Raw genomic sequence first — 22198 nt, 5'->3', positions numbered from 1 at the left:
CGGGGCGCCGCCCCGGGGACGGGTGCGGGCGGGGTGGGGGGGGACGGCCCCCGCGCCGTGGCGGGGCCGGGTCAGTCGTGCCAGGCGCCTGCTGCCTCCAGTAGGGGCTGGATCGCCTCGAATACCCCCGGGCTCGCCGCGATCGCCAGTTCGCCCGAGGCTGCCGCGCCCGGCCGGCCGCCGGTCCGGGCGCCCGCCTCGCGCGCGATCAGCTCCCCCGCCGCCAGGTCCCACGGGTTGAGCCCGCGCTCGTAGTACCCGTCCAGCCGGCCGCAGGCCACATCGCACAGGTCGATCGCCGCCGAGCCGCCCCGCCGGATGTCCCGCACCACCGGGATGATCCGCGCCGCGACCTCCGCTTGGTGCGCCCGCCGCTCCTGCAGGTAGCCGAAGCCGGTGCCGATCAGCGCCTGGTCCAGCGGCGCGGCCGGCCGACAGGCAAGCCGTACGTCGCCCAGCCAGGCCCCGCCGCCCAGCACCGCGTGGTACGTCTCCCCGCGGAGCGGGGCGCAGACCACGCCCACGACCGTCTCGCCCCGGTACTCGGCCGCGATCGACACCGCCCAGCTCGGCAGGCCGTACAGGTAGTTCACGGTGCCGTCCAGCGGGTCCACGACCCACCGCACCCCGCTCGTGCCCTCGCTGTCCGAGCCCTCCTCGCCGAGCAGCCCGTCCTGCGGCCGGTGCTCCGCCAGGAAGCCGGTGATCAGCTTCTCCGCCGCGATGTCCATCTCGGTCACCACGTCGATCGGGCTGGTCTTGGTGGCGGCCACGGCCAGATCGGCCGGACGGCCGTCCCGCAGCAGAGCACCCGCCCGCCGGGCGGCCTCCCGGGCCAGCCCCAGCAGTTCCGCCTTCAACTCCTCGCTCGGCACGGCAGAGCTCCTCACTTGTACGGGCTGTCCACGCCGGCGGCTGCCGGCCGCGGCTCGCGCGCCGGGCAGCAGCCCACCGCGCACAGGTCCTGGCTCGCCCCGAGCATCCCGAGCGCGCAGCGCTCGACCGGCTCGCCGCGCTCGCTCGCGGCCCGCTCCAGCACCAGCTCACGGACCGCCGCCGCGAACCGCGGGTCGGCGCCCACGGTGGCCGACCGGGCCACCGGAAGGCCCAGCTCCGCCGCCTTGGCCGTGGCCTCGGTGTCGAGGTCGTACAGGACCTCCATGTGGTCCGAGACGAAGCCGATCGGCACCATCACCACCGCCGGCGCCCCGTCGGCCTGCTCCGCCTCCAGGTGGTCGCAGATGTCCGGCTCCAGCCACGGGATGTGCGGGGCGCCGCTGCGCGACTGGTAGACGAGCTCCCAGGGCCGCTCCACGCCCGTCTCCGCGCGCACCGCGTCGGCGATCACCCTGGCGACGTCCAGGTGCTGGCGGACGTACGCGCCGCCCTCGCCGCCCGTGGTGTGCTCCTCGGCCGGCCCGGAGGCGTCGGCCGCCGCGGTCGGGATGGAGTGCGTGGTGAAGGCCAGCCGGGCCCCGTCCCGGACCCCCTCGGGCAGGGACTCCAGCGCGGCCAGCACCCCGTCGATCATGGGCTGCACGAAGCCGGGGTGGTTGAAGTAGTGCCGCAGCTTGTCGACCCGCGGCAGGTCGACGCCCTCCGCCTCGAGCGTGGCCAGCGCGTCCGCGAGGTTCTCGCGGTACTGGCGGCAGCCCGAGTACGAGGCGTAGGCGCTGGTGGCCAGCACGGCGATGCGGCGGCGGCCGTCGGCCGCCATCTCACGCATCACGTCCGTCAGGTAAGGCGCCCAGTTCCGGTTGCCCCAGTACACCGGGAGGTCCAGGCCGTGATCGGCGAAGTCCTTCCGGAGGGCGTCCAGCAGCTCCCGGTTCTGCGCGTTGATCGGGCTGACGCCGCCGAAGCCGAAGTAGTGCTGCCCAACCTCCTTGAGACGCTCGCGCGGGATGCCCCGGCCGCGGGTGACGTTCTCCAGGAAGGGCACGACGTCGTCGGGTCCCTCCGGGCCGCCGAAGGACAGCAGCAGGAGGGCATCGTAGGGGCGGGCCGGGCCGGCAGCGCCGCTCACGGGGCTTGGGAGCTGGTCTGACATGCTTCGAATCCTGCCACCCGCCGCTGACAGCCGATAATCCGGCCGAAGACTTCGTCACCCCGGCCGAACCCCTTCCGAACCCCGCCCGGCCGGCGGCTTGGTGGCCCCTTGCCCCCCCTTCCCCTCCCCGCGCGGACGCGTTCCCACCGGCCGTAACCTGTATGAGCCAATGACGTCCCTTACGGAGGGCAGCGTGCCCAGTCCCTACCGCGCGATATTCGCCGCCCCCGGCACCAAGGCGTTCAGCGCCGCCGGGTTCGTCGGACGGATGCCGCTGTCCATGGTGGGCATCGGAATCGTGACGATGATTTCCGAGCTCACCGGCCGCTACAAGCTGGCCGGGCTGGTCACCGCCACCCTCGCCCTCTCCGCCGCCGTGATGGGCCCTCAGGTCTCCCGCCTGGTCGACCAGCACGGGCAGCGCCGGGTGCTGCGGCCCGCCACCCTCATCGCCGTGGCCTCGGTGTCCGGGCTGCTGCTCGCCGCCGCGAACGGCCTGCCGGAGTGGACCTGGTTCGTCTTCGCGGTGGGTGCCGGCGTGGTGCCGAGCATCGGCTCGATGATCCGGGCCCGCTGGACGGCGATCTACCGGGACTCCCCGCGCGAGCTGCACACCGCGTACTCCTTCGAGTCCGTGGTGGACGAGATCTGCTTCATTTTCGGCCCGATCCTGGCCATCGGACTGTCCACCACCTGGTTCCCGGAGGCCGGCCCGCTGGTCGCCGCCGTCTGCCTGCTGGCGGGCACCTGGTGGCTGACCGCACAGCGCGGCACCGAGCCGGAACCGCACCCGCGCGCCCTGCACACCGAGGGGGACAAGGGCTCGGCGCTGCGCTCCCCCGGCCTGCAGGTCCTGGTGGCCACCTTCGTGGCCACCGGCGCGATCTTCGGTTCCATCGACGTGGTCACCCTGGCCTTCGCCGAGGAGGAGGGGCACAAGTCGGCGGCCAGCATCGTGCTGGCGGTCTGGGCCCTCGGCTCCTGCCTGGCGGGCGTGGTCTTCGGCCTGCTGCACCTCAAGGGCAAGGCCGAACGCCGCTGGGTACTGGGCGTCAGTGCGATGGCCGTGAGTATGATCCCCCTCCTACTGGCCGGGAACCTTCCGTTTCTGGCCGTGGCGCTCTTCGTCTCGGGTCTCGCCATCGCTCCCACGATGGTCACGACGATGGCCCTGATCGAGACGCACGTACCACGCGCGAAGCTGACCGAGGGCATGACCTGGACAAGCACCGGGCTCGCGGTCGGGGTCGCGCTCGGGTCCTCCGTGGCCGGCTGGGTCATCGACTCGTCGGGTGCGCGGGCCGGGTACGTCGTCTCCATCTCGGCGGGGGCTGCCGCGGCGGCGGTGGCGTTCGCGGGTTACCGCCGGCTGACGAGGCCGGCGCTAGGGGAGGAGACTTCTGGCGATGGGGACGGCGACAGCAAGGAAGTCCGGGAGCACGTGGCGTAACTGGGCGGGCAATGTGTCCGCGACGCCGGCCCGCGTGGTGGAAGCGGCCTCGGTCGGGGAAATCCAGGAGGCGGTCCGGCGGGCCGCCGAGCAGGGGATGAAGGTGAAGGCGGTCGGTACCGGCCACTCCTTCACCGCCGCAGCCGCCACCGACGGCGTACTGATCAGGCCGCAGGCACTCGCCGGGATCCAGGAGATCGACCGGGCGGCGGGCACCGTGAAGGTGGCGGCCGGCACCGTTCTGAAGGACCTCAACCAGGCCCTGGCCAGGGAGGGGCTGTCGCTCACCAACATGGGCGACATCATGGAGCAGACGGTTTCCGGGGCCACCGGCACCGGCACCCACGGCACCGGCCGGGACTCCGCCTCCATCGCCGCCCAGATCCGCGCGTTGGAGCTGGTCACCGCGGACGGGCGGCTGCTCGTCTGTTCCGAGAAGGAGAATCCGGAGGTCTTCGCGGCGGCCCGGATCGGGATCGGGGCGCTGGGCGTGGTCACCGCGATCACCTTCGCGGTGGAGCCGCTGTTCTTCCTCACCGCCCGCGAGGAGCCGATGCGCTTCGAACAGGTGACGGACGAATTCGAGCAGCACGTCGCGGAGAACGAGCACTTCGAGTTCTACTGGTTCCCGCACACCGGCAACTGCAACACCAAGCGGAACAACCGCAGCACGGGCCCGGCCGCCCCGCCCGGGGCGGTCAGCGCCTGGGTGGAGGACGAGTTGCTGTCGAACGGCCTCTTCCAGGCCGTCAACTCGCTGGGCCGCGCGGTCCCCGGGGCCATCCCCGGCATCGCCCGGATCGCCAGCCGGGCCCTGTCCGCGCGAACCTACACGGACATCCCGTACAAGGTGTTCACCAGCCCGCGCCGGGTCCGGTTCGTGGAGATGGAGTACGCCCTTCCGCGCGAGCGGGTGGTCGAGGCGCTGCGGGAGCTGCGGGCCATGGTGGACCGCTCGGACCTGCGGATCAGCTTCCCGGTGGAGGTCCGGACGGCCCCGGCGGACGACATCACGCTGTCGACCGCCTCCGGCCGGGACACCGCGTACATCGCGGTGCACATGTACCGGGGCACCCCGTACCAGGCGTACTTCACGGCCGCCGAGCGGATCTTCACCGCGCACGGCGGGCGCCCGCACTGGGGGAAGGTGCACACCCGGGACGCCCGGTACTTCGCCGAGGTTTACCCGAGGTTCGGGGAGTTCACCGCGCTGCGGGACCGGCTGGACCCGGACCGGCTGTTCGGCAACGACTACCTGCGGCGGATCCTCGGGGACTGAACCCGGCGGGGGCGGGCGACGAGCGCAGTCAGGAAGTGCTCTCCAGACCGCGCTCGCTGCCCGCCCCCCGGCCGGTGTCGCCGCCCGGCGCCGACGGTTCGGGGGTCGGTGCCGGGGGCGGGGTCGGGGTCGGCTTCGCCGGGGTGGGAGTCGGAGTGGGGGTCGGCGTGGGGGCGGGGGTCGGCGGCGTCGGGTCCGGGTCCGGGGCCGGCGGGGTGGGATCGGTGGAGTGCCCGGGCGCCGGGGAGGTGCCGGAGTGCCCGCCGGTGCCGTCGGTCCCGGGTGTGCCGGACCGTTCCTCCTGCCTCTGCCGGCCGCCGCCCGTGCCGTCCTTGCCCTCCTCGCCCGCCTTGGGTTTGGCGGGGCCGCCGGGCAGTACGGACCGCCCGTCGCTGCTGACCGGCGAGCCGGCGAAGGCCTCGTACGCTCCTATGCCGCCCATCGCGAGGGCGAAGGCCAGTCCGGCGGCGACCGCGCTGCGCTTCCAGCCCCGGCGCCGGGTGCCGTGGGTGGTGGCCGGGCTGAACTCGCCGACGGCGGGCGGGCCCGCCTCGGCCGGTGACGCCGACGCCTCCACCGGCACCTGACGGCCCTTCGGGGCGGCGGCCTCGCGCAGCTGGTCGCCGGTACGGCGGAAGAGGTGCTGGATGACGGGGCCGCCGGCGGTGGCCACCACGCTGACCACGCCGGCGCCCAGGATGGTGCCGTAGACGCCGAGCTTCGAGGCAAGCAGGGCGGCGGCGACCGTGGCCAGCGAGGTCCCCGCGATCTGAGTCACGCTCAGATCGAGCTTCTTCTTCTCCGTCTCCCCGGCCTCTCCGGCCTCTTCCGCCTCCCCGATCAGCCTCGTGCCCTGCGTCGTCTTCTGGCCCATCCTCAACCTCTGCTTGACCGGCTACAGCTGTTACTGACACCTGAGCGAAACCGATAGTTCCATTTCTGCGGATTCTGTGAAGCACACCACCCCAAATCGACCGCGGGCGCAGGAGCGTCCGACCGGTCGGTCTCCCAACTCCCCTGCCGCCGGACAAGTTCGGCGGCGCGGCGGTCCACCCAGGTGGCCCGAATGGAGTACTGTGGCGAGCCCTGGGGCCGTCCGTCCTTACGGATGTCCGGACCCGGGAGAGGGGGCCGGTTGATGGAGAAACGGCGCTCGAAACCGGCGAGAGTGCGCTATCGCACGGGTTTCTGCTGCACAGAGTGACCGGCCAGTCACTGTCTGTGGCCAACAGGTAACCGTGCCATAACGGCGATCAAGGGCGCATGCCCGACACGCCGGTTTAACTCGGCAAGGTTGTGGCAGGCTGCACCCGGGCAGGCCACACTCGACTAGCGGAAGCAGCGACGCACGTGACGTCGGCAGGCACCACCCGGGAGGTCCCCATGCCCGAACTGCGTGTCGTGGCCGTCTCCAATGACGGCACACGACTGGTGCTCAAGGCTGCGGACAGCACGGAGTACACGCTTCCGATCGACGAACGGCTGCGCGCGGCGGTACGCAACGACCGTGCCCGGCTGAACCAGATCGAGATCGAGGTGGAGAGCCACCTCCGCCCGCGGGACATCCAGGCCCGGATACGTGCCGGTGCCTCCGCGGAGGAGGTCGCGCAGCTCGCCGGCATCCCCGTCGACCGGGTCCGCCGCTTCGAGGGGCCGGTCCTGGCCGAGCGTGCCTTCATGGCCGAGCGCGCCCGCAAGACCCCCGTACGCCGCCCGGGCGAGAACACCGGACCCCAGCTCGGCGAGGCCGTGCAGGAGCGGCTGACGCTGCGCGGGGCCGAGAAGGAAACCGTCCAGTGGGACTCCTGGCGCCGCGACGACGGCACCTGGGAGGTCCTGCTGGTCTACCGGGTGGCCGGTGAACCGCATTCGGCGAGCTGGACGTACGACCCGCCGCGCCGGCTGGTGGTGGCGGTGGACGACGAGGCCCGCTCGCTGATCGGCGAGTCGGACGACCTCCCGTCGACTCCGGAGCCGACTTTTCCGTTCGTACCGCGGATCGCGCGGCTGCCCCGGGACCGGCCGCTCGACCGCGCGCTGGACCGCCAGCTCCCCGCCATCGCCTCGGCCCCGGCCCCGCCGGAGCCGGAAGAGGAGCGGGACACCCTGACCAGCCTGCTGGAGGCGGTACCGAGCTTCCGGGGCGACCTGGTGGTCCCGACGCAGCCCACCGCCGCGCCCGAGTCGGAGCCGGAGGAGGCCGAGGAGGCCTCGCCGGCCGCCTCGGCGGGCGCGGGGGCCGCGTATGCGGACGTGCTGATGCCGCGGACGGTGGCCGGCCATCGCGACCGGCTCACGGGCACCACGGACCGGCAGGCCGAGGCCGACGGAGTCCGCCCGGGCCGCCGCGCGGCGGTCCCCAGCTGGGACGAGATCGTCTTCGGCACCCGCCGCAAGAAGCAGGAATAACCCGGGCAGGACCGGTGCAGGCACCGGCGCAAGCCGGTACGGCCGACCCGCCGGCGGATACGGCGGCGGGCCGCCGAGTACCAGCCCGGCACGCGCGGCGTCACGTGACGCCGGGGTCGTGCAGCGCGCACGGCCCCGGGAATGCGCGCAGCCGGCCGCGCCGGGCCACTGAGCACGGGCCCGGCGCCGCGCGCAGCGGTCCGCGCTAGCGGACCGCGCTACTGCGGGTCAGGGCCGGTCGCCACCGGGCGGGACTCGTCCGAGGACCACTCCGACCAGCTGCCCGCGTACAGGGCCGCCGGGATGCCCGCGACCTCGAGCGCCAGCACCTGATGGGCTCCCGATACGCCGGAACCGCAGTACACACCCACCGGGATTTCGCCGGAAGCGCCCAGGCCCGCGAAACGCGCCGCAAGTTCCTCCGCGGGGAGCAGCCTGCCGTCGGGCCGCACGTTTTCGGCCGTCGGTGCCGACAATGCGCCCGGAATGTGGCCTCCGACCCGGTCGATCGGCTCGATTTCGCCCCGATACCGCTCCCCCGCCCGCGCATCCAGCAGGACGCCGGTCCGGGCGAGCGAAGCCGCCGCATCCGCATCGAGCAGTCCCACCGCTCCCGGACTTGGCTTGAAATCGCCCCCCTCTCGCGAGGGCTCCTCGATCGTCAGTCCACCCCCCGCCGAGGTCCAGGCGGCCAGGCCCCCGTCGAGGACCCGGACGTTGCCGTGACCCGTCCAGCGCAACAGCCACCAGGCCCGGGCCGCGGCCCACCCCAGCCCGCCGTCGTACACGACCACGGGCGTGTCCGCCGAGACCCCGGCCCGGCGCATCACCGCCCCGAACTCCTCCGCGTCCGGCAGCGGGTGGCGGCCACCCGACCCCGGCGGACCTGCGAGTTCACGGTCGAGGTCGACGTACACGGCGCCGGGCAGGTGCCCGGCCTCGTACTCGGCCCGCAGATCGGGCCCGCCCAGCTGCCAGCGGATGTCGAGCAGGACCGGAGGGCGCGGACCGGCCAGTTCGGCCATCAGTTCGGATGCGGAGAGGATCGCAGTCATGGCTCCATCCTCTCCCCCTCCGCGGGCCCCGCCTAACACGCCGGACACCGACGTGCCGCACTGATTCGGTCATCTCTGGGGGGCCGCTCGAAATGCGGCGCGGCCGGGGCGCGCCGCGGCCCGGGGAGTGCAAGCATCAACAGCGGCAAGCAGACACCCGAGACGCGGAGGAGATTCGGCGATGACCGAGGCAGCAATGCGGCGCACAACCGGAGCACCGTGCTGGGTGAGCCTGATGGTGCACGGCCTCGGGACCACCGAGGACTTCTACAGCGCCCTGTTCGGCTGGGAGTACATCCCGGGCCCGGAGCCGCTCGGCCCGTACGTCCGGGCGCTGCTCGACGGCCACGAGGTGGCCGGGATCGGCCAGCTGCCCCCGGACCGCCATCTGCCGGTGGCCTGGACCACGTACCTCGCCACCGACGACGCGGACGAGACGGCGGAGGCGATCCGCTGCTGCGGCGGCACGGTGGCGGTGGGCCCGCTGGACGCTGGCGAGGCCGGACGGATGGCCATCTGCTCCGACCCGGCCGGCGCGGTCTTCGGGATCTGGCAGTCCGGGGCCCCCGTCGGGCCCCGGCTGACCGGGGTGCACGGCACACCCGTGTGGAACGAGCTGGTCACCCAGGACACCACGATGGTCGGCAAGTTCTACCAGTCCGTGTTCGGCCACGAGGCGGAGGCGGTGGTCTCGGCCGACTTCGACTATCTGACCCTGCACGTGGGGGGCCTGCCGGTGGCCTCGATCCACGGGGTGGGCCGCGCCCTGCCGCACGACCGGGGCGCGCACTGGATGACCTACTTCGAGGTGGCGGACGCCGACCGGGCCGCCGACCAGGTCGCGGACCTCGGCGGCCACGTGCTCCGGGCGCCCCGCGAGGGCGCGCTGGGCCGCCTGGCCATGGTCTCCGACCCGGAGGGCGCGGTCTTCACGGTCGTCCAGTCCATGCCCTGACCGCCGGGTCGGCGCGGCGCGGCGCGGCTCATGGTGCCTCCAGCAGGTCGCCGGGGCCGGGCAGGGGGCGGGTCGGGTCGTCGTACAGCAGGGCGAGGCCGTCGGACCAGTAGGCGTCCGCGTCGCCCGCGGCCAGCCGTGAGCGGAGCGCGGCAAGGCGGGCGGGGAGGTCCTCGGGGCTGCGGGCTTCGCGCACCAGGCGGTCGATACCCTGCCGGAAGTCGGCGTCCGAGGCGCCGACGGCGACCGGCTCGCGCCGCCAGAGGACGATCGGGTGGCCGAGATCGATCAGGTCGTGCAGCACCTCGGAGGTGGCGTCGCCGCCGGACAGTACCGGGAGGGCATCGGGCGGCAGGGCCGGTAGCTCGGTACGGACTCCGCCGTCCAGGACCACCGGGACCGGTGGGCGGTCGTGGAGGGTGTGCCAGCGCTCGCGGCGCCGCTCGTTGACGGTGAGGTCCTCGGTGGTCCGGGCGCCGCCGAGACGGGTGACGATAGGGCGGTCGGCGCCCAGCATGCGGTCGCCGAGGCGCCAAGTCTCAACGGGAAGGTCCGGCAACAGATCGGAAGGCAGCACGAGCTCCAAGGGGGCCGCATAGCCAGGCCTGTCGCAGCGGTCCAACGTCTCGGCGAGTGCCGGGGCCACCACACGCGGCAGGTATCCGGATTCGGTGCCCTGCTCGTCGGCATGCACGGTCATCACATCGCCGTCGCCCGTCACTATGGCGATCCGCCAGCCGTAGTTGCGTCCATAGCCGGTATAGGCGATCTCCAGTAGCACCACCTCGCGCCGGGGCGGGCCGTCGGAGGTTCGCCGCGCGGAGGCATTACCGCGGGCGCGCCTCCGGGACTCGTAGTCCGACGCAAGAAGACTGCGAACCGGGCGGCTCATGTCTGCTGCTTCGGTCCGGGCCCAGTCCCACAGAGCTTGTTCGGCCGCGTTCTCGTCGGCGTGTGGCCGGGCGGCGGTGGCGGCGTGGACGGCGTACCGCAGCATCTCCTCGGGCTGCACGTCGTAGAGCATGCCCAGGCCGTCCCGCCAGGCGCGGGGCGCAGGCAGCTGGTCCCCGATCGTATCGCCGTGCAGTTCCGTGACGATGTCCTCCAGAATGCCGGGGGCAGCGGGCGGTGGGAGCCGGGCGAGCATGCCGAGCAATTCGGTGCGCCGGCCGGCGGAGATGGCGTTGGCGGCGGTGGCGTCGAGCAGGCTGCGTACGTCGGTCCAGGTGGTGCCGGGGTCGCGGTCGGCGGAGTGGCGGTCGGCGTGGTGCAGATCGTGGGCGGTGAACACCTGCTGATACAGGTCCTCGTGCGGGTCGTCGGTGACCGGCAGGCGCCGCAGCTCCTGGATCGGCACGGCAAGACGCTCGTTCTGCTTCCCGGAGATGCTCCTGAGCACCCCGATGACCTCGCCGTGCGTGAGGTCCACCACCGGGCCGCCGGACACGCCCGGCAGGAGTTCGGGTCCGTTGGTCAGCCTGAGCAGCCGTTCGCCGTCCGGTTCGTTGAATTCCCAGTCGCTCGTGCAGCGGAAGCTGTGGAGCCGGGCCTCGCCGTCCACCATGCTCCAGCCGAAGCACACGGTCGGCCCACCGAGGACGACACTGCCGGGAGGACGTTCGGTGACCCATACGCAGGGATGGTCGACGGGATCGAGCAACCGGATCAGCGCCAGGTCAGGCTCCGACCCGCTGCCGGTTCCGGAGCCGCGGTCGGGCCCGGCCCACTCGACGACGCCGCTGAGCAACTGGTCGCCGTAGCCGATCCGCACCCTGCGAAGTCCGGTGCCCGTCGCATCGGCCGATCCGGCCAGGGCGACATGGGCGCTGGTCAGCACCCGGTTCGGCGAGACGAAGAAACCACTCCCCACAATGCCGTTCACGCCCTCCTGCGCACTCTGGATGCCGACGGTCGCCTCGGCCATGAGGCGGCTGATCAGCTCTACGGGGTCCCCGCGGCCATCCGGCGGCGACGCCGGCAGCCTGCCGACCGCCGGCCCGTCCGCTGCCTCGGCCAGCGCCTCCGACATAGTCCGGTGCGCCCCGCCGACCCCCGCCAGGACCTGGGCGGCGACCCGGGCGAAGGGCCGGCTTTCCGGCGGGAGTCGCCAGCCCTCGGACAGCCCAGGTGCCGGGATGAGGGCCCGGAAGTCGAGGGTGCCGCCGAGGCGCCTGGCGACCCGGCCGGAGACACGGCTGACCACGTCCAGGACCCGCAGCGACTCACGCCGGGTCAGGGTGTCCAGCAGGGCCTCGCGGACGCCGGGCCGGAACTCGTACAGCGTCAGGTCCGGGTCGCTGTCGGATCCGGGCTGGTCCGGGACCTGGACGAGCAGCCCGGACAGGAAGAACTCGGCGAGATGGGCGGTGCTCGGCCGGGGCATCATGGCCCGTTGGACCAGGCGCATCACCGGGAGCACCAGGGGCACGGCCGCCAGGTAGCCGGCCAGCTCGAACGCCCCGGCCGACGCCTCGCCTCGGAAGCACTCGACGAGCTTTGCCGGGTCGAAGTCCTGGTCCGGGCCCGGGCCCGGGAGCAAGGGCGGGAGCGGTTCGGCGCCGGCCCGGAGGGCCATCATCGGGGTCCAGTCGCCCGCCTGCCCCGCAACCAGGCGAGCCCAGGGGGCCAGCCAGTCCGGGCGCAGTTCCAGTACCGGCACCCAGTGCTGGTGCCGGGTCTGCCCCCGGGCCGCCCGCCGGTACGGCGTCTGCGGGCGGAACAGTGCCGTTGCCCGGCCCGGTGCGCCGGAGCGCGCGAGGACCGGCTCCGGAACGAGGGCCGTACGGTGCCACATGCTGTGCGGCAGGACCTGGAGGACTGCCACCGGCCGGGTGCGCGACCAGCGGTCGACCGCGTCCATGAGCGCGGGGCCGCGCCACAGCGGCCCCACCCCGTCGGTGAGCAGCAGGAGCAGCCGCCTCCCCGAGGGATCGGCGAGATGCCGGGGCGGGAAGGCGCGCTGCGGCTTGCCGCGGGGAGTGCGGTGGAACGGTGCCAGCCTCGGCCGGGGGGCGCCGGTGTCGAGCGACCAAGTGTCCGTCACCCGGAAGGCGCCGTGCCCCTCGAACAATGTCGTCAGATCGGTGGCCAGTTGCTGCCACATGGCCATCGATGGACCGGTGTCGACGACCAGGTCGACCGCGAACCGGCGTTCGGTGGGCATCATCCAGGCGGGCAGGAACATCTGGCTCTCGCCGCTTGCCCTGGCCGTCGCCTCCTCGTCCAGCAGGGGGGTGCCCGGACCGGGCACGCGCTGCTTGAGCGGCCTCAGCGCCCGGGATATCGCCAGGGGGTCGGTCAGCGCGCTCTCCCGGCCCACCCGCACCGGAGCGGCTCCGCCACCCCGCGGCCTCTGTGGGGCGGCTCCGGGTGACTCGCCCGGTGCGGCGGCCGAAACCGCGTACAGCGGCGTCTCCGGACGCGGGCCGGGAAGGCCGGGGCCGCCGGGCAGGTTGCGGGCCGGCTGTCCCGCTTCCGGCTCCGGCCCGGTCGGGCCGGCGGCTTCGGTTTCAGCCCCGGCCTCGGCCCCGGCCCCGGCTTCCGGTTCCGGCCGTCCGAGGAAACGGGCGATCCACAGCGCGTCCGCCAGATCCACGACGGACGGACCATCGTCGTCTGCCGGCAGCCGGTGCAGGCTTTGGCCCGGCTCCTCGTCCACCGGTCAGCCTTCGTTGAGCGGACGCAGCAGGTGGTCGACGATCAGACCACGCTCCTCGGGGTCGTCCCAGAGGCGCTGGGCCAGCAGTGCCGCGTTGAGCAACTGGTCGTTGGCGAGTTCGGCGCCGTCGTTGTCCTGTTTGCGGAGGAATTCGACGACGAGCTTCTCGTGGGCGGCCGTCGAGGGGGCGTCGGGCGACGGCAGGTGGGCGGCCAGCAACCGGGCCAGCTTGCGCCGGTCCGGTCGGTGGATCTCCAGGCGGATGCAGCGTCGGAGGAACGCCGGCGGGAACTCCCGTTCCCCGTTGCTCGTCATGACCACCAGGGGGAACTCGTGGCAGCGGACCCGGCCGCGCGTCAGCTCCACCCAGCCTTCGTCGTCCGCGGTCATCACGGTGGCGGTGGGCCGGTGCAGGCGGGCGAGTTCACGGACGGTGAACTCGCCTTCCTCGAACACATGGAGAAGGTCGTTGGGGAAGTCGGCGTCGCTCTTGTCGATCTCGTCGATGAGCAGCACGCGGGGGACCCGCCACGGCAGCAGCGCGGTGCCGAGCGGGCCCAGCCGAAGGTAGTGCCCGATCGCGGGCGGTTCCGTCTTCTGCCGCCCCCGCCCGAGCAGCCCGGAGTCCTGCAGGCGTCCGACGGCGTCGTACTCGTACTGGCCGTCCTGCAGGGTGGTACGGCTGGTGACGGACCAGCGGAGCACCGGCCCGAGCCCCAGTTCCCCGGCGATGCTGTAGGGCAGCGTCGACTTGCCCACCCCCGGCGGGCCGGTCACCAGCAGCGGTCGGCGCAGCATCAGCGCCATGTTCACCAGGTGGATCTCCTTGCGTTCCGCCTGGTAGCGGAAGGTGCGCAGATTCCGGCCACGACGGCTGTGCCGGCCGGCCGCGGACATCGGACCCGGAGGGTCGAGCAGGTCCGTGCGCTGCGGTCCGTCGGAGAACGACCGCCAGGGCGGTGCCTTGGGCAGCCGCCGGATGCCGTTGTGCGGCTCGGAGGAGCAGCGGTAGATCCACCAGTCGGGTTCGGCCTCGGCGTCGGCGTCAGTGGTCATGCTTTGTCCTCCGGTGCAGGAGCGGTCAGAACGGATTCCCGGGGGACGCACTGCGGATCGTCCCAGAGCAGCGTCAGGTGGTTGTGCATGTCCGCCGCGTCGTCACGGGACGCGCTGCGCCGCCACCGCCTCAGGAGGGCCGGCAGATCGGCGAAGCGCTGCCGCGCGGGTTCCCGTAGCCGCTCGGCGAGCTCGGCCGGGTCGCCGCCGTCGCGCCGCCACACCATGAACGGCACTCCCTCGCACACGGCTTCCCTGAGGGCACGCGCCCGGCAGGGGTCGCGATGGTCGTAGGCGAACGCCAGGGCGATCCCGGCGCTGTCCGGACGGGTGTCGAGCCAGGCCCTGACCTCTCCCTCCCGGCCCCGCAGCTGCAGGACGTCGGCGCCGTGCCCGCCCCGTTCCAGCGAGGCGGTGGCCTCCAGGGCCAGCCAGCCGACCCCGTGGTCGGGTGGGTCCGGCGCGCCCGGGTACCGGAACGCCTGCCAGCGGCGCTCCCAGTCCCGGTGCCAGGACTGCTGCCGCATCCGGTCCAGCGACCGTATGACCACGGGGTACTTGTGCCCCAGCAGATATCCCTGGGTGTCGGTCAGCCACCGCTCGACCGGGTGGTCGAGCAGTGACCACGGCAGCAGGAACTCCACCCGGACCGAGTGCGCCCGGTCCAGGCGGACCGCGAGGTCTTCCCACTGGATCAGGCAGGTGTGCCCGAGCTGCTGGAGGTCACCGAGCGAGTAGCGCTGTTCGGCCTCGCGCTTGTGCGGCCGGCTCAGGCCGTCGTCGGTCCAGTCGAAGAGGGTGGCGTCCACTTCGTACTCCTGCTTGCCGGGGGAGGTCTCGCTCAGCCGGATCTGGAGCACCCGGCGGCCGGCCGGGCGGAGCGCCGGCCGGCCGCGGCCGGTCAGGGCGTCCCGCACCTCCGCCGGAAGCCCCAGTTCACGGCCGGCCAGGACGAGATGGCTGCGCAGCAGCTCCGCCGGCTCTCCGGACAGGGCTCCGCACAGCTCGGCCAGGAACCGCAGGACCAGCGGACCCTCGATGGCGGCTCTGCCCCCGGCCCGCTCCCGTGCATCGTTCAGCCGCATCAGCATCCCCGACACGGTCTCGGTACCTCGCAGACCCGACGGCTCGCCCGGCAGGAGGGACCGGTCCAGTGCACCGCTCGCCACGGCCAGCGGCACGACGGCCTTCATCGCGTCGAGCTCCGCGACCACCGCCCGCAGCCGGGAACGGGGAAGCCGCCCTGACGGGGCCAGTTCCTCGACCAGCTCGTCCAGCTCGGCCATGGCGGCCTCTTCGCTGCGCAGATACCGCAGGGTGTCCGCGAGTGCCCGCAGCGCCCGCTCGGGGTCCTGGTGCCGGTCCATGGCATCGACCAGGGCAGCGATCTGGCTGCGCGGATCGCTGTAGGTCGGCACGGTGAACGGGCCGCGCCCCTCGCCGAGCTGCCTGCCCATCAGGCCCTTCACCTGCCGGAAGACCTGCGGGTCGTCCAGGTCGGAGAAGGCTCCCAGCACGGTGCGGAGCCCTTCCAAGTCCTGCACGCTCCAGCCGGACGCGCCCGGCGGGTCCGGCTCGCCGTGGTCCGGCATACCGGCAGCCGGTGTCACGGGAGGTGCGCGAGCACTGCTCGCAGATCGGCCGTGGCAGCGTCGTCGGGGCGGAGCAAGGTCACCGCATCACGGAAGGCGGCCAGCGCGGCCGGTGCGTCCCGGTGCGAGCGGCACCGTTCGACGATCTCCACCAGGTGGTCACGCGGATGCGCCTTGTAGGCGGCAGCGAAACCGGAGTCCGCGGCCAGGGAGTTCCGCATCAGCCGGACGACCGTGAGCCGAAAGGCGGCATCGTCCATATCGGAGACCCGCTCGGCAGCCGCCACGACCTCGAAGGTGTCCGGGAAGGCCGCGGAGGACACCGGTTCGGCCTTGGGCTCGGCACGGGGCTCGGTGCTTGCGGAGGTGAGCAGGATCAGCCGTCGGAGGGTCGTGTACGTACGGTGGTCGGGAGCCGTCGGCCGGGCGATGCCGGAATGGTCCCCGGGCAGTACCGCGGCGTCGGGGAAGACTCCGCGCGCAGAGGCCGGCGGAACGATGTTGTCGGTCTCGCCCGCGTAGACGGAGAACGGGATCGGGCAGCTGCCCGCGGTCACCTGGTCCGCGTTGACGATGTCCCGGAGGACGGCGCGCTGGGTCTCGGCGATCTGCTCGTTGAGCGGACGCAGCTGCTGCTCCTGAAGATTGCACCGCAGCAGGCGACGCCGTAGCGAGAGTGCGATCTCGGAGCCGTTGTTCGGACAGGCCAGCAGCACGATCCGGCCTATCCGCCGCAGGTCGCCGCCACGGCCCTCGGCGGTCATCCGGGTCAGGTAGCGCTGGACGATCAGGCCGCCCTGGCTGTGCGAGACCAGCATCAGGCGTCCGAAGGCGCGCGACTCGGTGTCGAGGTATTCCTTCAGGCTGTCCGCGACCGTGTCGAACGAGGGGATGGCCCGGCGCGGGTCGAAGCTCCACAACTTCGTGGCGTAGCGGAAGGCAAGGGTCTCGACGAAGTCGAGAACGGGGTCGGCGGCGATCAGCCGGCGGAGCGGATCCCACATGTCCGGCGACGAGTTGAATCCATGAACGAGCACCACGCCCAGCCGCGGTGTTCCCGGTGCTGCCCCCACGCTGCTCCTCCGGCACACGAGCTTCCCTGGACGGCAAAGCTACCGAGGCGTGCCGCCGTGCGTGCGGGTTTCCCGAGAAGCACCGGCACTGGGGGTGGTTGCCGGTCAGGCGTGGTTGACCGGGAGGACGTCCGGGGAGAGGGCGCTCGCGTGGGCCGTGGCCGAGGTCATGCGGCGGCGGTGGTGGCGGCGGCAGAGGACCTCGTAGCCGATCTCCTCTGCCGGGCGGTTCACATCGCCGACCACGACCTGGGCGCCTTCGACCACCATCTCGCCGCCCACCGTGCGGGCGTTGTGGGTGGCGCGGGCGCCGCACCAGCACAGGGCCTCGACCTGGAGCTGTTCCAGGCGGTCCGCCAGCTCGATCAGGCGCTGCGAGCCCGGGAAGAGCTTCGTGCGGAAGTCCGTCGTGATGCCGAAGGCGAAGACGTCCAGACCCAGGTCGTCCACGATGCGCGCCAGCTGGTCGATCTGGGCAGGGGCCAGGAACTGGGCCTCGTCCACGATCACGTAGTCGGCCTTGCCGCCCTGCGAGAGCTGGTTCACCAGGTACGCGTACAGGTCCATGCCCTCCGGCGCCTCCACCGCCTCCGTCACCAGACCCAGGCGAGAGGACAGCTTGCCCTCCCCCGCACGGTCGTCGCGGGTGAAGATCACGCCCTGGAGACCCCGCGCGTCGCGGTTGTGCGCGATCTGGAGCGCCAGAGTGCTCTTTCCGCAGTCCATCGTTCCGGAGAAGAACACCAGCTCGGGCATGGGAAGTACGGGACCTTTCGGCGGGGGCGAGAACGGAGAGTGGGAGGTGGCAGGCGGGTCAGGCCGAGCGGATTTCGAGCAGGGGGACCAGCTGCTCGGCCGGGGTCAGCGAGCCGTGCATGCCGGTCAGGGCCGACTCGTTCGGCTCGTTGACCGAGGCGGTGATGGCGACATCGGCGTGGGCCGCGGCCACCACATCGCCGATCCGGCCCAGGACCCGCTCGTCGCAGTCGCCGGGGGCACCGAACCAGCCCCGCTCCAGGGCCTCTTCGCGGCTCGCGACCCAGAAGCGGTCGCCGAGCACCTCGCGCCAGACGGTCAGGACGTCCGCCTCCGCGCCGGGCACCGCGTAGACGTGCCGGGCCCGGCCCTCGCCGCCCAGCAGGGCGACTCCCGCGCCGAGTTCCCAGTCCTCGTCGAAGTCGATCCGGGAGTCGTCGTCGAAGGGGATGTCCACCATGCCGTGGTCGGCGGTGACGTACAGCGCGGTGCGCGGCGGCAGTTGTTCGGCGAGCCGCTGGACCAGCCGGTCCACGTGCATCAGCTGGCCGCGCCAGGCATCGGAGTCCACGCCGTGCCGGTGGCCGGCGCCGTCGAGTTCGCTGTAGTACGTGTAGACCAGCGAGCGGTCTCCGGCGGCGAGCCGGTCCGCGGCCAGGTCCATCCGCTCCTCGCCGGTCATCCGGCCGTGGAAGGTGCCGCCGCTGAGGGCGATCTTCGTCAGCGGGGTGGTCTGGAAGGCCGGGGAGGACACCTGGGCGGTGGCGATGCCGGCCGCGTCGGCGCGCTGGAAGACGGTCGGGTACGGCTGCCAGACCTGCGGAGAGGTCCAGGGCTGCCAGCGGAGCTGATTCATCAGCTCGCCGGTGGCAGGGTTGCGCACGGTGTAGCCGGGCAGGCCGTGGCGGGCCGGGGGCAGGCCGGTGCCGACCGAGGCCAGCGAGGTGGCGGTGGTCGCCGGGAAGCCGGCGGTGATCGGCCGGCCGGTGCCGCCGCGCGAGGTGGGGAGGAGGGAGGTGAGGTACGGGGCCTCGTCCGGGTGGGCCTTGATCTGCTCCCAGCCGAGCCCGTCGATCAGGAACACGCAGTTCCGGTCGGCCGGGGTGAGTTCCGCGAGGGTTGCGGAGAACCCCGGTACGCCCTGGCCGGCCACGAGGGTGGGCAGCAGATCGGCGAGCGAGCCGGTGCCGTACTCGGGGACCGGGGCGCCGCCGAGGTCCAGCAGTTCCGGATCGTGCCAGTCCTGCGCGGGCGAATACGTCATCAGCGGGCGGTACCCGATCCGGCCGCAGTCGCCGCGGTGGCCTCGCTCAGCGCCTGGGCGAAGAGCAGGGTCTGGCGGACCGCCTCCGGGCCGTCGCCGGCCTCGCTGACCCGCAAGCTCAGGTCGTCGGCGGTGGAGTTGCCGGTGTAGCCGTGGTCGGAATCGCAGTTCGGGTCGCCGCAGGCGGCGGGCTCCAGGTCGATGCGGGAGACGGCGCCCCAGCCGATGGTGAGGACGACCTCACGGGGCAGGGTGCCGGGCGTGTACGACTCCGGGTTGGCGACGACGCGGCTGAGCACCACCGAGGAGATCCCGGCGAGCTTGACCGACTCGGTCGAGGTGGTCGCGTACGGGGACGGGGATCCGGCGTCGGCGGCCTGCTCGTCGGTGTGGCTCACGATGAACCGGTTGCCGGTCAGGACCAGCACGGTGACATGCCGGCGGACCTCGTTGGAGTCGAAGGTGGTCTCCTGGTGGACCAGGTACGACGAGATCGGCTCGCCGCCCACCGCGGCCTCCACGGCCTCGGCCACGAGGGCCGGGTAGTAGCCGCTGCGCTCGATCGCCGCGCGCAGCCCCTGGGTCGTCGTACCGGATTTCGCCATGAGGTCCATCCTAAGGCCCGTGACGACTCCCCCGGCCTCGCCGTGCGCGGCTCAGTAGCTGGGGAGGGTGCGCGGGCCGAGGTCGGTACGGGCCGGCGGGTGGGCGATGCGGACGGTGGCGCTCAATACGGAGAGGCCCTCGGTGGCGACCACCACCGGCTCGAGCGTGACTCCGACCACTTCCGGGTGGTCGTCGACCAGCCGGGACAGCCGCAGCAGCAGTTCCTCCAGGGCGGGCGTGTCCACGGGGGCACTGCCCCGCCAGCCGAACAGCAGGGGGGCGGTCCGGATGGAGCGGATGAGTTCGGCAGCGTCCCGTGCGGTGGCGGGGACGAGCCGGTGGGCGGTGTCGCCGAGGAGCTCGGAGGCGACCCCGGCGAGACCGAAGGAGAGGACCGCGCCGGCGGCGGGGTCGATCACGGAGCGGATGACGGTGTCGACCCCGCGCGGGACCATCGCCTGGACCACGGGCTGGAGCTCGGCGGGCTTGCCGAGGGCCTCGGTCAGCTCCTCGTACGACCGGCGCAGCTCCGCCTCGGTGGTGATGTCCAGCCGTACGCCGCCCAGGTCGGCGCGGTGGCGCAGGTGCGGGGCGGTGGTCTTGAGGGCCACCGGGTAGCCGAGCCGGCGGGCTCCCTCGGCGGCGGCGTCGGGGGTGGGCCCGGGGAGGGTGGGCAGGACGGTGATCCCGTAGCGGGCCAGCAGCTCGCGGGCGTCGGTGTCCGTCAGGGTGACGGCCTCGGAGCCGGCGACCGGGCGGAGCAGGCCGGCCAGCTGGGCGGCGGCCCCGGCCTCGTCGATGTCCTCGTATTCGGGCACGCTGCCGGCCTCGGCGTTGGCGCGGCGCCAGTCGGCGTACCGGACGGCCTGGGCGAGGGCCCGGACGGCCCGCTCGGCGGCGGGGTAGGCGGGGATCCGCGCGGGACCGGCAGGTGCGGGCGACGCAAGCCCGGCCGACCCGGCTGCACCTGCTGCACCCGCTGCACCCGCTGGACCGGTTCCGGGCGCGGCCGGGGGCCGGAGGGCCGGGTCTGCGGAGTGCGGGGCCGGGTCCGGGTTCGGGGCCAGGTCCGGGGCCGGGGACGCCGGGGGGCGGGGGCCTGAACCGCCGCTTCGCGCGGCGGACAGGGCATCCGCCAGCTCGCCCAGTTCCACATGGACCACCAGGACCGGCTTGGCCGGCCCGGCCGCGACCGCCGCCCGCAGTGCCTCCGCGAGGTCGTCGGCGAGGCCGGGCTCCCCCACCGAGGGGATGGCGGTGACCACGACCGCGTCGTTGGCCTCGTCCGCCAGCGCCCGGGTGAGGGCGTCCTGGAAGTCGGCGGGGGTGGCGTCCGTGGTCAGGTCGAGTGGCGGGTGCGGGCGCAGCCGCTCCGAGAGGCAGGCGTCGTACGTGAGCACGCCGAGCGACTCGGAGTTGCCGAGGATGCCGACGCGCGGGCCGGCCGGCAGCGGCTGGGAGGCCAGCAGCAGGCCCGCGTCCACCAGTTCGGTGACCGTGTCCACGCGGATCACGCCCGCCTGCCGGAGCAGGGCCGAGACGGTGGCGTCGGGCAGCCGGGTGCCGGGCACCGCATGTCCGGCGGGGGTGGCTCCGCTGTGCCGGCCGCCCTTCGCGACGACCACCGGCTTCACGGCGGAGGTGCGGCGCGCGAGCCGGGTGAACTTCCGCGGGTTGCCGAGGGTTTCGAGGTACAGCAGGGCCACGTCGGTGTCGGGGTCCTCGTACCAGTACTGGAGGATGTCGTTGCCCGAGACGTCCGCGCGGTTGCCGGCCGAGACGAAGGAGGACAGGCCTTCGCCGCGCCGCAGCAGACCGGAGAGCAGGGCGATCCCGATGGCGCCGGACTGGGTGAACAGGCCGATACGGCCGCGGGCGGGCGCGGGGGCGGGAGTGAGGGAGGCGTTCAGGCTCACCTCGGGTGAGGTGTTGATCACGCCGTAGGCGTTGGGGCCGATGATCCGCATGCCGTACGACCGGGCCTGGCGCACCAGTTCGCGCTGCCGGTCGAGGCCCTCGGGCCCGCTCTCCCCGTAGCCGGCGGAGAGGACCACCAGGCCCTGGACGCCGTGTTCGCCGCAGGCCGCGACTGCTTCGGGGACCCGCTCGGCGGGGACGGCGACCACGGCGAGGTCGACCGGGGCTCCGATGTCGGTGAGGGTCCGGTAGGCGCGGACCCCTTCGAGGAGGTCGCCGGCTATGCCGGGGGCGAGCGCGTGGTTCACGGCGTACAGGTGGCCGCGGAAGCCGCTGTCGCGCAGGTTGCGGAGGGCGGCGGCGCCGACGCCGGCACCGGACCGGCTGACTCCGATCACCGCGACCGAGCCGGGGGCGAGCAGCCGCTGCACCGAGCGGGCCTCGGCCCGCTGCTCGCGGGCGCGCTGGACGGCGAGGGATTCCGCAGTGGGTTCGAGGTCGAGGGTGAGGTGGACGGATCCGTCCTCGAAGGTGCGGCGCTGCTGGTAGCCGACGTCCTTGAACACCTTGATCATCTTGCTGTTGGCGGGCAGCACCTCGGCGACGAAGCGGCGGATGCCGCGTTCGCGGGCCACCGCGCCGATGTGTTCGAGGAGGGCGGAGGCGACTCCGCGGCCCTGGTGCGCGTCCTGGACGAGGAAGGCGACCTCGGCCTGGTCGGCGGTACCGGAGGCGGGGCGGCCGTCGGGGCCGGTCCGGTCGTAGCGGACGGTGCCGATGAACTCCCCGCCGATGGTGGCGGCGAGGCCGACCCGGTCCACGTAGTCGTGGTGCGTGAAGCGGTACACGTCGCGGTCGGAGAGCCGGGGATGGGGAGCGAAGAAGCGGTAGTACTTCGACTCGTCCGAGACCTGTTCGTAGAAGCTGACCAGCCGGCCGGCGTCCTCGGTGGTGATGGGCCTGATCCGGGCGGTGCCGCCGTCGCGCAGTACGACGTCCGCTTCCCAGTGGGCCGGGTACGAAGGATCCGACGCGGTGGTCATGGCCTGATCCTACGGCCCGAACGGGCCGGGGAGCG

At 73.1% G+C, this 22198-nt stretch carries 16 protein-coding genes; 4 read left to right on the top strand and 12 right to left on the bottom strand.

Annotation, left to right across the window (positions count from 1 at the left end; translation table 11 throughout):
* Positions 1-71: 71 nt before the first annotated feature.
* Positions 72-875 carry an inositol monophosphatase family protein gene (locus ABT123_RS03815; RefSeq protein WP_351309329.1) on the bottom strand — a complete coding sequence of 268 codons (804 nt, stop codon included), beginning with the start codon at positions 873-875 and terminating at the stop codon, positions 72-74.
* A gap of 11 nt (positions 876-886) precedes the next feature.
* Positions 887-2050, bottom strand: coding sequence for a ferrochelatase (locus ABT123_RS03810; RefSeq protein WP_351309326.1), 1164 nt, complete (start codon positions 2048-2050; stop codon positions 887-889).
* 193 nt (positions 2051-2243) lie between these two features.
* Here ABT123_RS03810 and ABT123_RS03805 point away from each other — a divergent pair, with 193 nt between their 5' ends.
* A complete protein-coding gene (locus tag ABT123_RS03805) occupies positions 2244-3500 on the top strand; it encodes an MFS transporter (protein ID WP_351309325.1) in 1257 nt (418 codons plus the stop codon).
* On the top strand, positions 3457-4779 hold the full coding sequence (locus ABT123_RS03800; protein WP_351309322.1) for a D-arabinono-1,4-lactone oxidase: 1323 nt from the start codon (positions 3457-3459) through the stop codon (positions 4777-4779). Before ABT123_RS03805 ends, ABT123_RS03800 begins: the two co-directional genes overlap by 44 nt.
* A gap of 28 nt (positions 4780-4807) precedes the next feature.
* Here ABT123_RS03800 and ABT123_RS03795 read toward each other — a convergent pair whose 3' ends face one another.
* On the bottom strand, positions 4808-5653 hold the full coding sequence (locus ABT123_RS03795; RefSeq protein ID WP_351309319.1) for a hypothetical protein: 846 nt from the start codon (positions 5651-5653) through the stop codon (positions 4808-4810).
* Positions 5654-6129: 476 nt separating this feature from the next.
* Between ABT123_RS03795 and sepH the strand changes: the two genes are divergently transcribed.
* Complete coding sequence (gene sepH / locus ABT123_RS03790; protein ID WP_351309317.1) at positions 6130-7188, top strand: septation protein SepH; 1059 nt, start codon at positions 6130-6132, stop codon at positions 7186-7188.
* Between the two features lie 218 nt (positions 7189-7406).
* Here sepH and ABT123_RS03785 read toward each other — a convergent pair whose 3' ends face one another.
* Positions 7407-8243, bottom strand: coding sequence for a sulfurtransferase (locus ABT123_RS03785; RefSeq protein WP_351309314.1), 837 nt, complete (start codon positions 8241-8243; stop codon positions 7407-7409).
* Between the two features lie 181 nt (positions 8244-8424).
* Between ABT123_RS03785 and ABT123_RS03780 the strand changes: the two genes are divergently transcribed.
* Positions 8425-9198 carry a VOC family protein gene (locus ABT123_RS03780; RefSeq protein ID WP_351309311.1) on the top strand — a complete coding sequence of 258 codons (774 nt, stop codon included), beginning with the start codon at positions 8425-8427 and terminating at the stop codon, positions 9196-9198.
* A 28-nt stretch (positions 9199-9226) separates the two neighbouring features.
* Here the strand turns inward: ABT123_RS03780 and ABT123_RS03775 are convergent, their stop codons facing one another.
* The 8 genes from ABT123_RS03775 to ABT123_RS03740 form a co-directional block, all read right to left on the bottom strand.
* Positions 9227-12856 (bottom strand): SAV_2336 N-terminal domain-related protein, encoded by a 3630-nt coding sequence (locus tag ABT123_RS03775; RefSeq protein WP_351309309.1) that lies wholly within the window; start codon positions 12854-12856, stop codon positions 9227-9229.
* Between the two features lie 3 nt (positions 12857-12859).
* Positions 12860-13912, bottom strand: coding sequence for an AAA family ATPase (locus ABT123_RS03770; protein WP_351309306.1), 1053 nt, complete (start codon positions 13910-13912; stop codon positions 12860-12862).
* Complete coding sequence (locus ABT123_RS03765; protein ID WP_351309304.1) at positions 13909-15504, bottom strand: VMAP-C domain-containing protein; 1596 nt, start codon at positions 15502-15504, stop codon at positions 13909-13911. The genes ABT123_RS03770 and ABT123_RS03765 overlap by 4 nt, the downstream gene beginning before the upstream one ends.
* Positions 15505-15518: 14 nt before the next feature.
* Positions 15519-16577, bottom strand: coding sequence for an alpha/beta fold hydrolase (locus ABT123_RS03760; protein ID WP_351309301.1), 1059 nt, complete (start codon positions 16575-16577; stop codon positions 15519-15521).
* Between the two features lie 105 nt (positions 16578-16682).
* Positions 16683-17333 (bottom strand): thymidine kinase, encoded by a 651-nt coding sequence (locus tag ABT123_RS03755; protein WP_351309298.1) that lies wholly within the window; start codon positions 17331-17333, stop codon positions 16683-16685.
* Between the two features lie 58 nt (positions 17334-17391).
* Positions 17392-18597 (bottom strand): alkaline phosphatase family protein, encoded by a 1206-nt coding sequence (locus ABT123_RS03750; RefSeq protein WP_351309295.1) that lies wholly within the window; start codon positions 18595-18597, stop codon positions 17392-17394.
* The gene (locus ABT123_RS03745; RefSeq protein ID WP_351309292.1) at positions 18597-19202 is read right to left on the bottom strand and encodes a DUF5998 family protein; all 606 of its coding nucleotides are present in this window, start codon (positions 19200-19202) and stop codon (positions 18597-18599) included. The genes ABT123_RS03750 and ABT123_RS03745 overlap by 1 nt, the downstream gene beginning before the upstream one ends.
* A 51-nt stretch (positions 19203-19253) precedes the next feature.
* Positions 19254-22163, bottom strand: a complete 2910-nt coding sequence (locus ABT123_RS03740; RefSeq protein ID WP_351309289.1) for a bifunctional acetate--CoA ligase family protein/GNAT family N-acetyltransferase — start codon at positions 22161-22163, stop codon at positions 19254-19256.
* Positions 22164-22198 lie beyond the last annotated feature (35 nt).

Source organism: Streptomyces sp. NPDC002054, assembly GCF_040296685.1.
Classification (GTDB): Bacteria; Actinomycetota; Actinomycetes; order Streptomycetales; family Streptomycetaceae; genus Streptomyces.
Note: the sequence above shows the minus strand (reverse complement) of the source record. Positions and strands in the feature narration are given on the sequence as shown.

What these genes read in the sequence shown, in the direction of transcription:
- ABT123_RS03810 (WP_351309326.1), bottom strand. Translation starts at nt 2,050, where the DNA reads ATGTCAGACCAGCTCCCAAGCCCCGTGAGCGGCGCTGCCGGCCCGGCC.
- ABT123_RS03800 (WP_351309322.1), top strand. Translation starts at nt 3,457, where the DNA reads ATGGGGACGGCGACAGCAAGGAAGTCCGGGAGCACGTGGCGTAACTGG.
- ABT123_RS03795 (WP_351309319.1), bottom strand. Translation starts at nt 5,653, where the DNA reads ATGGGCCAGAAGACGACGCAGGGCACGAGGCTGATCGGGGAGGCGGAA.
- ABT123_RS03785 (WP_351309314.1), bottom strand. Translation starts at nt 8,243, where the DNA reads ATGACTGCGATCCTCTCCGCATCCGAACTGATGGCCGAACTGGCCGGT.
- ABT123_RS03780 (WP_351309311.1), top strand. Translation starts at nt 8,425, where the DNA reads ATGACCGAGGCAGCAATGCGGCGCACAACCGGAGCACCGTGCTGGGTG.
- ABT123_RS03770 (WP_351309306.1), bottom strand. Translation starts at nt 13,912, where the DNA reads ATGACCACTGACGCCGACGCCGAGGCCGAACCCGACTGGTGGATCTAC.
- ABT123_RS03765 (WP_351309304.1), bottom strand. Translation starts at nt 15,504, where the DNA reads ATGCCGGACCACGGCGAGCCGGACCCGCCGGGCGCGTCCGGCTGGAGC.
- ABT123_RS03755 (WP_351309298.1), bottom strand. Translation starts at nt 17,333, where the DNA reads ATGCCCGAGCTGGTGTTCTTCTCCGGAACGATGGACTGCGGAAAGAGC.
- ABT123_RS03750 (WP_351309295.1), bottom strand. Translation starts at nt 18,597, where the DNA reads ATGACGTATTCGCCCGCGCAGGACTGGCACGATCCGGAACTGCTGGAC.
- ABT123_RS03745 (WP_351309292.1), bottom strand. Translation starts at nt 19,202, where the DNA reads ATGGCGAAATCCGGTACGACGACCCAGGGGCTGCGCGCGGCGATCGAG.
- ABT123_RS03740 (WP_351309289.1), bottom strand. Translation starts at nt 22,163, where the DNA reads ATGACCACCGCGTCGGATCCTTCGTACCCGGCCCACTGGGAAGCGGAC.